Origin of the sequence: Leucobacter ruminantium (assembly GCF_017565705.1) — a bacterium.
GTDB classification, from domain to species: domain Bacteria; phylum Actinomycetota; class Actinomycetes; order Actinomycetales; family Microbacteriaceae; genus Leucobacter; species Leucobacter ruminantium.
Map to the genome: position 1 here is coordinate 1 of NZ_JAGDYL010000002.1, position 11,998 is coordinate 11,998.

12 protein-coding genes and 1 tRNA gene are annotated in these 11,998 nt (G+C 69.8%); 4 read left to right on the top strand and 9 right to left on the bottom strand.

The window, feature by feature from the left end; genetic code table 11:
* The first annotated feature begins 371 nt into the window (after window positions 1-371).
* Window positions 372-1,523, top strand: a complete 1,152-nt coding sequence (locus J4H91_RS02015) for a DUF2510 domain-containing protein (RefSeq protein ID WP_208044592.1) — start codon at window positions 372-374, stop codon at window positions 1,521-1,523.
* Window positions 1,524-1,847: 324 nt separating this feature from the next.
* Here the strand turns inward: J4H91_RS02015 and J4H91_RS02020 are convergent.
* Both J4H91_RS02020 and typA read right to left on the bottom strand, forming a co-directional pair.
* Window positions 1,848-1,921 (bottom strand) — tRNA-Pro (locus tag J4H91_RS02020).
* Between the two features lie 218 nt (window positions 1,922-2,139).
* Window positions 2,140-4,044, bottom strand: coding sequence for a translational GTPase TypA (typA, locus tag J4H91_RS02025; RefSeq protein WP_208044593.1), 1,905 nt, complete (start codon window positions 4,042-4,044; stop codon window positions 2,140-2,142).
* A gap of 46 nt (window positions 4,045-4,090) precedes the next feature.
* Between typA and J4H91_RS02030 the strand changes: the two genes are divergently transcribed.
* Window positions 4,091-4,903 (top strand): CPBP family intramembrane glutamic endopeptidase, encoded by an 813-nt coding sequence (locus J4H91_RS02030; protein ID WP_208044594.1) that lies wholly within the window; start codon window positions 4,091-4,093, stop codon window positions 4,901-4,903.
* Window positions 4,904-4,937: 34 nt separating this feature from the next.
* Here J4H91_RS02030 and J4H91_RS02035 read toward each other — a convergent pair whose 3' ends face one another.
* The 5 genes from J4H91_RS02035 to J4H91_RS02055 form a co-directional block, all read right to left on the bottom strand.
* Complete coding sequence (locus J4H91_RS02035) at window positions 4,938-5,657, bottom strand: hypothetical protein (protein WP_341783391.1); 720 nt, start codon at window positions 5,655-5,657, stop codon at window positions 4,938-4,940.
* A 100-nt stretch (window positions 5,658-5,757) separates the two neighbouring features.
* Complete coding sequence (locus J4H91_RS02040; RefSeq protein ID WP_208044595.1) at window positions 5,758-6,519, bottom strand: phosphotransferase; 762 nt, start codon at window positions 6,517-6,519, stop codon at window positions 5,758-5,760.
* 207 nt (window positions 6,520-6,726) lie between these two features.
* Entirely contained in the window at window positions 6,727-7,476 is a 750-nt protein-coding gene (locus tag J4H91_RS02045) for a GTP pyrophosphokinase (protein ID WP_208044596.1), read from the bottom strand.
* Between the two features lie 132 nt (window positions 7,477-7,608).
* Window positions 7,609-8,262 carry a DUF1345 domain-containing protein gene (locus tag J4H91_RS02050; protein ID WP_208044597.1) on the bottom strand — a complete coding sequence of 218 codons (654 nt, stop codon included), beginning with the start codon at window positions 8,260-8,262 and terminating at the stop codon, window positions 7,609-7,611.
* Window positions 8,263-8,301: 39 nt separating this feature from the next.
* On the bottom strand, window positions 8,302-9,066 hold the full coding sequence (locus J4H91_RS02055) for a GAP family protein (protein WP_208044598.1): 765 nt from the start codon (window positions 9,064-9,066) through the stop codon (window positions 8,302-8,304).
* Between the two features lie 258 nt (window positions 9,067-9,324).
* Here J4H91_RS02055 and J4H91_RS02060 point away from each other — a divergent pair, with 258 nt between their 5' ends.
* Entirely contained in the window at window positions 9,325-9,756 is a 432-nt protein-coding gene (locus tag J4H91_RS02060; protein ID WP_208044599.1) for an OsmC family peroxiredoxin, read from the top strand.
* A 7-nt stretch (window positions 9,757-9,763) separates the two neighbouring features.
* Window positions 9,764-10,873, top strand: coding sequence for a nitronate monooxygenase (locus J4H91_RS02065; RefSeq protein ID WP_208044600.1), 1,110 nt, complete (start codon window positions 9,764-9,766; stop codon window positions 10,871-10,873).
* 27 nt (window positions 10,874-10,900) lie between these two features.
* Here J4H91_RS02065 and J4H91_RS02070 read toward each other — a convergent pair whose 3' ends face one another.
* Together J4H91_RS02070 and J4H91_RS02075 are read right to left on the bottom strand one after the other, a co-directional pair.
* The gene (locus tag J4H91_RS02070) at window positions 10,901-11,572 is read right to left on the bottom strand and encodes a cyclase family protein (RefSeq protein WP_208044601.1); all 672 of its coding nucleotides are present in this window, start codon (window positions 11,570-11,572) and stop codon (window positions 10,901-10,903) included.
* A 24-nt stretch (window positions 11,573-11,596) separates the two neighbouring features.
* Window positions 11,597-11,953: a DUF2200 domain-containing protein gene (locus J4H91_RS02075; protein WP_208044602.1), complete on the bottom strand. Its 357-nt coding sequence runs from the start codon at window positions 11,951-11,953 to the stop codon at window positions 11,597-11,599.
* Window positions 11,954-11,998 lie beyond the last annotated feature (45 nt).

Genomic DNA, 11,998 nt, shown 5'->3' on the forward strand with positions numbered 1-11,998 from the left:
TCCACGCCCCGCCGCCCGGGGGGGGGGGCGCCGGGGCCTGATCCCCCCCCCCCCCCGCCCCTGTGCGTTGCGGGAGGCGGATGACGCCGAGGAGCGCGTGGAGACGACCTACATGCTCATGGGCGTGAGCTGACCGGCCCTGCGGTGGTCGGCGCAACCCGCCGACCACCAGCCGAGGCCCACGGCCCGAGAACCGCCGGGCTTCGCCCGTTCCGCTACAGCGTGCTCGCGTCGATGACGAGTTTCACGCCCGTGTGCCCCCCACCCATACCGACGAGACTTCGCGCATCCCGCCGAATCCGCTGTCCGAGGTCGGACAGCGTGTATGGTAAGCGATGTGCTGGGATGAAGAGATTGCGAGAATGCCCGATATGACCCATCTCCCGCCTGCAGCCGGTTGGTACCCGGATCCGGAACATTCGAATCAGCAGAGATACTGGGACGGCGCGAACTGGACTGAGCATGTCCACGCACTCTCGCCCCAGCAAGCCGCCTCCTCACCGCCGGCTCAGGCCGCATCGCCGGCCACGACACGACCGCGACGCGGGTGGATCGTCTGGGTCGCGGCCGGTGCCGTCGTGCTACTCGGAATCATCGCGACCGGCGTCTGGGGTGTCACCCAGTTCGCATCGGGCTCCTTCGGCGGGGCTTTTGGGGCGAGCAGCAAGGTGAAGCTCTCCGAAGCCGATTTCTACCAGCGGGAGCTCAAGAACCTCCGCGCATCGCTCCCGGAGGTCAACGTCGCGCTGGAGCAGCCGTCGATGTCGGGCGGGGTGAGAGTCTCCCCCGGCTATACCGCAGCCGCCCGCACGTACGTGGAGGACGTGATCGCCGACGTCGAGCAAGAGGGGCAGACGGAGTTCGACACCCTGGATGACGCCGAGAGCTACGCATATTCCACTCTCGGCGCCGACATCAGCGAGCGGACCTCGGGTCTTCTCTACGGCGGTATCGGTACGGATCTCGCCACGACGGGTTTCCCGCAGGATCCGGCGGTCGTCGCGCTCGAGCAGCAGATCGCGGCGCAGCCCGTCACTGCGGGAGCCGACGGCAGCTATCGGGAGGCGGCGGAGTCGCTCGCGGCTCTCGTCGGCTCGACGATCACCACCGATCAAGCCGCCGCGGGGTGCGGTGCGGACGTTCCCGACCCGAACGGGATCGAGACGCTCGCCTTCGTCTGCCTCGGCACAGAGGAGGGGTGGGGTCTGATCACCTACACGCCGGCCGGCATGCAGCGCGTCAACGAACCGAGCTTCGTCAACACGATGCGTCACGAGATCGCTCACAAACTCATCTACGTCCAGTGCGGTGAACAGGTCGGACAGACGTGGGCCGAGGAATACGGCGAGGGCGTGACCAACTCCTACGCGGCCATCTATCTCGGCGCCGACCGAGAAGAGCTCGCGAACTCCGGCCGCGCCGACCCCGCGTACATCATGAACGAAACCACCGACGCGAAAGCGCGTGCCATTCACGAGAGCGATCTCGCCTGCTTCGACGGTGACACGCTCCCCGACCAGTGACCGATACGGGCCTCCAGGCCCCTTGTTCGGCAACTCCTCCCCATCGAGACGGAGTAGGACCGTCCCGCTGATATAGCGAGCGTTGTCGGTCCCTCCCGCGGGTCGAGCGGGCGGAGCGATCCTACCCCTCCGTTCGAGCGAGCGTCAGCGAGTCGAGATCGAGGTGCGAGTGCCCCGGGTTTCGACTCGCTTCGCACGCCGGGCCGGCGGAGGAGAGCTTCGTTCTCCGGCGCCGGTGGAGGGGCCGCGGCCGCCCAACGAACAGCCGCACTTCCCGAAACGAAAACAGCCCCGGCCAGAACTTCTTCTGACCGGGGCTTTTCGTCGGGATGACAGGATTTGAACCTGCGACCCCGTCGTCCCGAACGACGTGCGCTACCAAGCTGCGCCACATCCCGATTGCGTTTTCACGCAGGGATTACTCTATCGCGTTTCCACCGCCGAACGAAATCGAGCGTCCGACTCACTACCGCTCCGAGCCGCGACCTCCACCGCGATCCCTCACGGAAAAGAAAAACGGGGCCGCTTCCGGTCGGAATCGGCGAGAATACCGACCGGAAGCGGCCCCGATTTCACGGGAGCGGGCCCAGGCGCATGCCCCGGCCCGGAGGAACCCCTACTTCTGGTTCTTGAGGCGCGACGCGGCGCGGGCGCGCGAGGTCGCGTCGAGCTCGACCTTGCGGATGCGCACGTGCTCGGGCGTCACCTCGACGCACTCGTCCTCGCGGGCGAACTCGAGGCACTCCTCGAGCGTCAGCGTGCGCGGCGGCGTCATCGACTCGAAGGAGTCGGCCGTCGACGAACGCATGTTCGTGAGCTTCTTCTCCTTGGTGATGTTCACGTCCATGTCCTCGGAGCGCGAGTTCTCGCCGATGACCATGCCCTCGTACACCTCTTCGGTGGGCTGCACGAAGAAGCTCATGCGCTCCTGCAGGTTGATGATCGCGAACGGCGTGACGACGCCCGCGCGGTCGGCCACGATCGAGCCGTTGTTGCGGGTCGTGATGGCGCCGGCCCACTCGTCGTAGCCGTGCGAGATCGCGTTCGCGATGCCGGTGCCGCGCGTGATGGTCATGAACTCCGAGCGGAAGCCGATGAGGCCGCGCGACGGCACGATGAACTCCATGCGCACCCAGCCGGTGCCGTTGTTCACCATGTTCTCCATGCGGCCCTTGCGGGCGGCGAGCAGCTGGGTGATGGCGCCGAGGTGCTCCTCGGGGGTATCGACGGTGAGGTGCTCGTAGGGCTCGTGCACCTTGCCGTTCACCTCCTTGGTGACCACCTGGGGCTTGCCGACGGTGAGCTCGAAGCCCTCGCGGCGCATGTTCTCGACGAGGATCGCGAGCGCGAGCTCACCGCGGCCCTGCACCTCCCAGGCGTCGGGGCGCTCGGTGTCGACCACGCGGATCGACACGTTGCCGATGAGCTCGCGGTCGAGGCGGTCCTTGATCATGCGCGCGGTGAGCTTGTGGCCCTTGACCTTGCCGACGAGCGGCGAGGTGTTCGCGCCGATGGTCATCGAGATGGCGGGCTCGTCGACCGTGATGGTCGGGAGGGGGCGCACGTCTTCCGCATCGGCGATGGTCTCGCCGATCGTGATGTCCTCGATGCCCGCGATCGCGACGATGTCGCCGGGGCCCGCCTGCTCGGCCGGGTAGCGGGTGAGCGCCTTGGTGAGCATGAGCTCGGTGATGCGCACGTTCTGCACGCTGCCGTCGTGCTTCACCCAGGCGACGGTCTCGCCCTTCTTGATCGTGCCGTGGTGCACGCGCAGCAGCGCGATGCGACCGAGGAACGGCGACGAGTCGAGGTTCGTGACGTGCGCCTGCAGCGGGTGCGCGTCGTCGTAGGAGGGTGCGGGCACCTTCTCGAGGATGGTCTCGAACAGCGGCTCGAGGTCGGGGTTGTCGGGGAGGGATCCATCCGCAGGGCGCGTATGCGAGGCGGCGCCTGCGCGGCCCGAGAGGTAGACGGTCGGCACGTCGAGCACGGCGTCGACGTCGATGTCGGGGTGGTCCTCGGAGAGGTCGGAGGCCAGACCGAGCAGCAGATCCTGGGCCTCGCCCTCGACCTCCTCGATGCGGGCGTCGGGGCGGTCGGTCTTGTTGACCGCGAGGATCACGGGGAGGTGCGCCTCGAGCGCCTTGCGCAGCACGAAGCGGGTCTGCGGCAGCGGGCCCTCGGAGGCGTCCACGAGCAGCACGACGCCGTCGACCATCGACAGCGCGCGCTCGACCTCGCCGCCGAAGTCGGCGTGACCGGGGGTGTCGACCACGTTGATGACGATGGGGCCGTTCTTCGCGTGGGCGCCCTCGTAGGTGATCGCCGTGTTCTTCGCGAGAATGGTGATGCCCTTCTCGCGCTCGAGGTCGTTCGAATCCATCACGCGGTCATCGACGTCGGCGTGGGCGTCGAACGAGTTGGTCTGACGCAGCATGGCGTCGACGAGCGTGGTCTTGCCGTGATCGACGTGGGCGACGATGGCGACGTTGCGGAGGTCTTCGCGGGTTGCGAGAGCCATAAAAAGGGATCCTAACGATCGAAAAACTGCGAACGGTCTATTTTACATGGTGAAGCGCTACTCTGATCCGGTGAAACCTGTGCGCACCCGCCTCAAGTGGGAGATGGGCATCGTGCTCGCCCTCTCCTTCGGCGCCTCCGGCGTCTACGCGATCGTCACGATCATCGAACGGGTCACCCGCGAGACGTCGCTCTCATCGCAGACCGCGACCATCAACCGGTCGCTGGCCGAGCGGCCCGTGTTCGACCTGATCTACCAGCTGCTCTCCTTCGCGTTCGGGCTGGCTCCCGTCGCGCTCGTCGTCTTCCTGCTGTGGCGGGCGGGCCGTCCGCATCTCGGAAGGCTCGGCCTGGGGCGCGACGAGCCGACGGGCCGTTGGCGCTGGGGCCGCGAGACCGGCGGCGGGGTGCTGCTCGCCGCGGCGATCGGCATCCCGGGCATCGGCTTCTACCTGCTCGCGAAGCAGCTGGGCATCAACACGACCGTCGTGCCCGCCGCGCTCGACGCCTACTGGTGGACGGTGCCCATCCTCGTGCTGCAGGCGCTCAAGGCCGCGCTCGGCGAGGAGCTCATCGTCGTGGCGTATCTCTTCGACCGGCTGAAGCGCCTCGGCGTCGGCCCCGTGGCGACGGTGGTCTCGAGCGCGCTGCTGCGCGGCAGCTACCATCTCTACCAGGGCTTCGGCGGGTTCATCGGCAACGTGGTGATGGGCCTCGTGTTCGGCTGGGCGTATCACCGCTGGGGCCGGTCCCTCCCCCTGATCGTCGCGCACTGGATTCTCGACATCGTGAGCTTCGTGGGCTACGCGCTCGCGGTCGCGCTGTGGCCGCAGCTCTTCGGGGCCCCGGCCGCCGATTGAGCGAACGGAGCTCGAGCAGCTGGCGATGCCCGGCTCAGAGCGGGGCGATGCTCTTCACGAGCGCGTCGGTGAGACCCCACAGCTCGTCGTAGAGCTCGGGGGCCGCCTCGCAGCGCTGCGCGGGCTTGAGCACCTCGTACTTGCCGTCGGCCGTGCGCTGGATGCCCCACTGCTGACGCATCGCCGCGCACGAGTCGGGCAGCGAATCGATGAGCGGCGAGTACTGCAGCACGAGCTGTTCGCCGTTGATCTGGTACTGCGGCCAGCCGAACTTCTCCGAGATCTGCGCCGTGATGCCCCACACCGGCACGTCCATGGTGCCCGTGTTGCCGACGTCGACGGAGGGAACCTCGTCCGCGGCGGGCTTCTTCTTTTTCTCGGAGTCGTCGTCCGCCGGCTTCGAGGTGGCCGGGGCCGACGTGGCGGGCGCCTGCGTCGTGGGCTCCGCGGTAGGCGAGGGATCCTGCCCCGCGCGGGCGAAGTTCAGCACCAGGATGGACGCCACGAGCGCGACGACCGTGACGATGCCGACGACGATCCACGGCTTCGCCTTCGCGATGCGGGGATCGGCCGCGGCTGCGGGTTTCGCCTTCGCGGGCTTCTTCTCCTTGACCGGCTTCTCGGCCTTCGCCTTCGGCAGCGGGGCGGTCTTGACGCGTTCAGCCTGCTCGTAGGCGAGACGCTCGCGTGCCGGTATCGGCTTCGTCTCCTCGTCGCCCGGGCCGAAGAGCTCCTCGAATGGATCCTTGCTCACCTTTCCACCCTAACCCCGCGGGCGGGGAGGTTCCGCATCGGGGCCGCTGCCCTGATCCCTCGCCTCCCCTTCCGAAAGGGATCGCGACCGCTGCATCCGGTCAGCGCGGGAGCGCCGCGCGGATCTCCCCGCTGCGCTCGGCGAAGGCCCGTACGCGGGCGAGGTGCCGGTCCATGATCCCGGCGTCGCGGAGCGCGAGCGTACCCGGGTCGCCGCGCTCGATTCCCGCACGCCAGCGGGCCTCGATGAGCTCCATGCGGGCGTCGACGGCCTCGAGCAGCGCATCGGGGGCGACGCGTCCGTATGCGTCGGCGGCGAGCGCGACGCGCCTCGCAGCGTCGACGGCGGGGGTCTCGCGCAGCAACGGCACGCCCGACCAGCAGAGGAAGGCGAGGTCGTCGACGGGACGGCCGGGGCCGGCGCGATCCCAGTCGATCATGCCGACGAAGTCGCCGCCCGCCACGACCCAGTTGTAGAGCCCGGGATCGTTGTGGCAGATCACCTCGTCTTCGCCGAGCGGCTGCACGCCCTGACGCCACTCGACGGGCCCGGGCCGGAAGTCGGCCGCGGCGTCGTGGAAGCGACGCAGCCAGGCGGCGGCGTCTGCGAGCGCCCGATCGGAGGGCTGCTCGGTCTCTGGGTCGAGCGTATCGCCCGGCAGGTAGTCGAGCACCTCGCGGCCCTCGTCGTCGAAGCCGTGCACGCGAGGGATCCCGTCGAGGCCGCGCTCGTGCAGGTGCGCGAGCAGGGCGTGCACCGCCGGGGTCCAGGGGCCGGCCGGACGGTGCACCCGGATCTCGCCGTCGGCGCCGCTCACGCGCCAGACGCCTCCCGAGCCGCCGGGCAGGTACTCGCTCTCCACGCTTCGAGACTAGTGCCCCGCGGTCGGTGCGGTCAGGTCTCGACCTGGGATCTCCCGGAGGTCGGATCGGGTCGGTCCGCACCGGCGCGCGGGCCTCGGAGCACCGGGCCGGTCGAGCACTCGAACCCCGCTCGCCGCATCGACTTGACTCGTTCTGCTGCCTCATCGCCTGTTGACAGCAGCACGCGTCAAGTCGATGGGGCTTACTCAGGCCCGGTGCACCTGCTCCTGCACCGCGCGCAGCGACAGCGGGGCCGTGAGGGGCTGCTCGCCGTGCACCTGCACGTGGAGGCGCTGCATGCGGGTGTCGAGCTCGGCAGCCGTGTCGGCCGCGTGCTTCAGCTCGCTGATGAGCGACTCGGGCACCTGCCTGGCGTACTTGTAGTAGATCTTGTGCTCGAGGCTCGCCCAGAAGTCCATCGCGATGGTGCGGAACTGCACCTCGACGGGCACGTCGACGCGGCCCGTCGAGAGGTAGACGGGCACCGAGATGATCGTGTGCAGGCTCTTGTAGCCGTTCGGCTTGGGGCTCTCGATGTAGTCCTCGACCTCGAGCACGGTGATGTCGTCCTGCTGTGTGAGCAGGTCGAACAGCCGGTAGACGTCGCGGATGAAGGCGCAGGTGACGCGCACGCCCGCGATGTCCTGGATCTCTCTCCTGATCACGTCGAAATCGGTGCCGACGCCTCGTCGCTCGATCTTCTCGACGAGGCTGTCGACCGTCTTCACCCGGCTCGATACGTGCTCGATCGGGTTGTACTCGTGCATGTGCAGGAACTCCTCGCGGAGGATCGCGAGTTTCGTCTCGATCTCCTGCATCGCGAAACGATATTCGAGCAGGAAGCGCTGCATCTGATCGCCGATGGTCTTCAGCGCACTCGCCGAGATGGTGATCTCGTCTCCGATGGGGCCCGCCGGCTCGGGGGTCTCGAACGCGCCGATCGCTGGAGTGCTCATGTCAGCAGCGTAACCAGGGGCGATCCGAAGGGCCTGTGACTCCGACGAGTGTCGTGCTTCCGCTGCGAATCGGGCCCTGCCTGGCGGGAGATGCGCGGGAGCCGGCCGGCGATGGGAGCACAGGGCGAGGGATCAGCCCAGACCCGCGATGAGGTTGATGACCGCGGCGAGGATGCCCGCCCCGAAGAGATAGGCGAGCATCGTCTGCGCGATGACGACGCGGCGGATCGCGTTCGACGTGATGTCGGTGTCGGAGACCTGATAGGTCATGCCGAGACCCACGGAGAAGTAGGCGAAGTCGGTGTAACAGGGATCCTCGCGCTGGTTGAAGTCGATGCCGCGGCGGATCTCTCCCCCGTCGTCCTCGTAGTAGACGCGGGCGTAGTGCAGCATGTAGTCGGTCTGGATGAGCGCCCAGGAGGAGGCGACGCTCAGCACGGCGATACCCGCGAGGACGAAGGCCTCCGCGTCGGAAGCGCGGCGCGCCTGCACGATCACCACGGCCACCGCGGCGAGGCTCACGAGGCTGCCCGCGATCGCGATGATGCGCGCGACGCGGCGTCCTGGATCCTCCGAAGTGGCGTGATCTCGGGTCGCCTCCGCGTCCATGCCCCAGAGCTGCAGCAGCGGCCAGATCACGCCCGCCAGCGAGAGCACGCCCCAGCCCGCGACGAGGCCGGTCGCGACGCCGAACACTGCCGACACCGGCACGGCCGCGACGATCCCGCAGAGTACGGCGACCGCCCAGCGCAGTCGCACCCTCGTCTTCCGGCTCGGAACTCCCATACGGGGATGCTACTCGCGCGACGGGCGGTTGCGCGGCGATCAGAAGGCGGCGATGCCGGCGCCGACCAGGTTGAACGCCAGCACCGCGAGCAGCACCGTCATGATCCCCGCGTCATGCTGCAGCAGCCAGCGACGCGCCCGCTCGAGCCGCGCTCGCATCTGCTTCTCACGCTCCTCTGCGGCCAGAGCGGCCTCGGCGGATTCCCAGACGTCCCCGGCTTCCGCGTTCCCCGCCGTCTCCGGCACGCCCCGGCCGGCATCCCAGGCCCTCGGTCTGAACATGTAGGCCAGCGCTCCGAGCGGCAGCGAGGCGATCAGGGTGAACAGCATCACGTAGATCACCCTCTGCTCCACCGTGCCCCCGTCGGCGGCGAGCCCCACGTCCGCCGCGAGCAGCAGATTCTTCGGCGTCACGACCGCCAGCAGAGCTGCGAGTCCACCCGCCCGGGCCGGGCTCAGGGCGTCGACCGCTGCCATCCACGCGGGCGGCCGGGGCTCGGCTCCGGTGCGCGGCCGCAGCGTCCAGGTGCGCGCCGCGAGCAGGGCGAGCAGACCGCCGAGGATGATGCGGATGGAGCCTCCGATGGGGCGCGAGCCGCGCGATCCCTCATCGGGCAACAGCGAACCCGCGATCGTGAACACCGTCACCGCGGCCGCGACGCCGACCGCCCACCCGAGCACATACGCGGGAGCCGCGACGCCCGCACGAGGCCCGCGGAGCACGAGCAGCAGCGCCACCACCGCCATCGGAGAGACCGCGACGCCCAGGGCGAGCGGCAGTATCTCCCCCACCGCGTTGTTCATCGCCGCCCTCCTCCCGCAGTCCGCCCCGACCCGTCGCGATCCATCGATCAGTCGGGTCGGTGACTTCGATGGTGGCCCGAGACGGCGCCGGGCGCAACGCCCTTGCGGCGCGCGCCGCGATCCCTCGCCGCAGCGCGCGCCGTCGTGGCCCGCGGCGTTCCTGACACCGCGCCCGGCGGCGTCTGTTAGCGTGCTGAGCACCGGGGCTTCAACCCGAGATCCCGGCGCGGTACCACTTTCGAACGCATGGGAGGAATCATGCCGAACACCATCGTGAGCAAGGCCAGCACCATCTGGAACGGCGAGCTGTTCAGCGGCTCGGGCACCACGAGCCTCGACACCTCGGGCGCCGGCACATTCGACGTCGGCTGGAAGGCCCGCGGTGAGGAGGCCGGTGCGACGACCACGCCCGAGGAGCTCATCGCCTCGGCCCACGCCACCTGCTACTCCATGCAGTTCGCGAACATGCTCACCGAGAACGGCACGCCCCCGACCCGCCTCAACACCGGCGCCGAGGTGTCGTTCGTCGCCGGTGCGGGGATCACCGGCATCCACCTGACCGTGGTCGGCGAGGTCGCAGGCATCAGCGGCGAGGACTTCGAGCGCCTCGCCGACGAGGCGAAGCGCACCTGCCCCGTCTCGCAGGCGCTCTCCGCCGTCGACATCACGCTCACCTCGTCGCTCGCCTGAGACCGGGATGCGTACGCCGAGGCTGCTCGACTCCCGGCTGCCGCTCGTCGCGGCGCCGATGGCCGGCGGGCCGAGCAGCGTCGAACTCGCGGCGTCCGTCGCCGCGGCTGGGGCATTCCCCTTTCTCGCGGGCGGCATGCAGACCGCGGAGGGCCTCGCAGCGCAGATCGAGCGCCTGCGGCCCTCCGCCCGGTCGTTCGGCGTCAACCTCTTCGTGCCGGGGCGCGCGAGCCTCGACGCGCAGACGCGGGCCGAGTTCGCCGCCTACGCCGCAGAGCTGCAGCCCGAGGCCGAGCGCTACGGGCTGCGGCTCGACCCCGAACCCGCGATCGACGACGACGCGTGGGGTGAGAAGCTCGCACTGCTGATCGCGGACCCCGTGCCCGTCGTCTCGCTGACGTTCGGGCTTCCCGACCCCGCCGATATCGCCGCACTGCAGCGGGCGGGCAGCCGCGTGCTCGCGAGCGTGACCTCTCCCGCGGAGGCACGTGCGGCAGCGCGGACGGGAGTCGACGGGCTCGTCGTGCAGGGAGCGGGCGCCGGCGGACACAGCGCGGTGCACGAGCCCGCGCGGACGCCGGACGGCGGCCGGGACGCCGGCTCCGATCCGGGCTCGGCCGGGGTCGGAGGAACCGTGCCGGGGGCCGCCGAACCGGGCCCCGAGACCACCGTCGCACTCGTGCGCGCCGTGCGCGACGCGGTCGATCTGCCGGTGATCGCGGCGGGCGGCGTCGACGGGCCCGGCGCCGTGCGCGATCTGCTGGCCTCGGGCGCCGAGTCGGTGGCCGTGGGCACGCTGCTGCTGCGGGCCGCGGAATCCGGCGCGAGTGCCGCGCACCGCGCGGCGATCGCCGATCCGGCATTCACCGAGACGGTCGTGACCCGTGCGTTCACCGGACGCCCGGCCCGTTCGCTGCGCAACCGGTTCGCCGACGCTCACGGCGCGACGGCGCCCGTCGCCTATCCCGCCGTGCACCACCTGACGCGTGCGCTGCGGCAGGCCGCCGGCCGCGCGGGTGACACGGACACGCTGCATCTCTGGGCCGGCACGGGGTTCCGCGCCGCCCGTGAGGCGCCCGCCGCAGAGATCATCGCCTGGCTCGCCTCGGAGCTGTGAGCGAGCCTCACGGTCTGCTCCCTCCCGCTACTCCCAGGCGACGACTCTGGCCGGGGCGCCGTCGGCGTTCGCGAGCGGCAGCGGGAAGATGCCGATACGTGCGCGGCTGCCGAGCCTCTCGAGCCCGCGGAGGTTCTCGACGATCAGGCCTCCCCCGCCGAGCACGGCCGCGTGCACCGGGAAACCGGGTGCGGGTCCCTCGCCGCCATCGCCGCAGGCAAGGCCGCCGGTGGGATCAGGGCTGAGCGCGTCGACCCCGAGCACGCGCATGCCGAGGCCGAGCAGCCGCTCCGCGACTGCGACCTCGAGGTGCGGATGCGCGAGCGCGCGCTCCGCGCCGAAGTACCGATCCCATCCCGTGCGGATCAGCACGATCGGGGGCACGCGGTGGAGCCCGCGCAGACGCTCCTCGAGGTCGAGCTCGACGGCACCGATGGGGCGGCGATCCCTCGCTCGCGCAGCGGCATCGAGCACCAGAGCCTCGCCGCTCAGCTCGTCGAGAGGGATCCTGTCGAGCGTCAGCCCGCCCGCGACGGTGTGCGCGGGCGCGTCGACGTGCGTGCCCGTGTGCGAGCCGAGCTCGAGCGCCGACACCGCGGCCCCGTCGCGGTCGATCGTGAGCGCGGGGCGGACGGAGACGCACGGGTCGCCCGGATACACCGTCATACCGTCGAGGATCGGCTGGCTGAGGTCGATCATGGCTGTAGCCCGCACTGCCGACGGTCAGCCGCGCAGAATCTTCTCCATGGCCTTGCCCCTGGCGAGCTCGTCGACGAGTTTGTCCATGTAGCGCACCTCGCGCATGATCGGATCCTCGATCTCCTGCACCTTGACGCCGCAGATCACGCCCGTGATCAGCGATCGCGACGGGTGCGGCTTCGGCGCCTCGGTGAAGAAGGTCTCGAAATCGGTCTCGGCTTCGATGATCGCCTCGATCTGCTCCTGGCTGTAGCCGGTGAGCCAGCGCACGATCTCGTCGACCTCCTGCTTCATGCGCCCCTTGCGCTCCACCTTCGCGATGTAGAGCGGGTAGACGCTCGCGAAGCTCATCCGGTAGACGCGCTCCAGATTGCCGGCCATGCGGGCTCCTCTCCTCGTGCTCCGTCGTATCCGTACGCTACCCGA

What these genes read in the sequence shown, in the direction of transcription:
- J4H91_RS02015 (WP_208044592.1), top strand. Translation starts at nt 372, where the DNA reads ATGACCCATCTCCCGCCTGCAGCCGGTTGGTACCCGGATCCGGAACAT.
- typA (WP_208044593.1), bottom strand. Translation starts at nt 4,044, where the DNA reads ATGGCTCTCGCAACCCGCGAAGACCTCCGCAACGTCGCCATCGTCGCC.
- J4H91_RS02030 (WP_208044594.1), top strand. Translation starts at nt 4,091, where the DNA reads ATGGTGAAGCGCTACTCTGATCCGGTGAAACCTGTGCGCACCCGCCTC.
- J4H91_RS02045 (WP_208044596.1), bottom strand. Translation starts at nt 7,476, where the DNA reads ATGAGCACTCCAGCGATCGGCGCGTTCGAGACCCCCGAGCCGGCGGGC.
- J4H91_RS02050 (WP_208044597.1), bottom strand. Translation starts at nt 8,262, where the DNA reads ATGGGAGTTCCGAGCCGGAAGACGAGGGTGCGACTGCGCTGGGCGGTC.
- J4H91_RS02055 (WP_208044598.1), bottom strand. Translation starts at nt 9,066, where the DNA reads ATGAACAACGCGGTGGGGGAGATACTGCCGCTCGCCCTGGGCGTCGCG.
- J4H91_RS02060 (WP_208044599.1), top strand. Translation starts at nt 9,325, where the DNA reads ATGCCGAACACCATCGTGAGCAAGGCCAGCACCATCTGGAACGGCGAG.
- J4H91_RS02065 (WP_208044600.1), top strand. Translation starts at nt 9,764, where the DNA reads ATGCGTACGCCGAGGCTGCTCGACTCCCGGCTGCCGCTCGTCGCGGCG.
- J4H91_RS02070 (WP_208044601.1), bottom strand. Translation starts at nt 11,572, where the DNA reads ATGATCGACCTCAGCCAGCCGATCCTCGACGGTATGACGGTGTATCCG.
- J4H91_RS02075 (WP_208044602.1), bottom strand. Translation starts at nt 11,953, where the DNA reads ATGGCCGGCAATCTGGAGCGCGTCTACCGGATGAGCTTCGCGAGCGTC.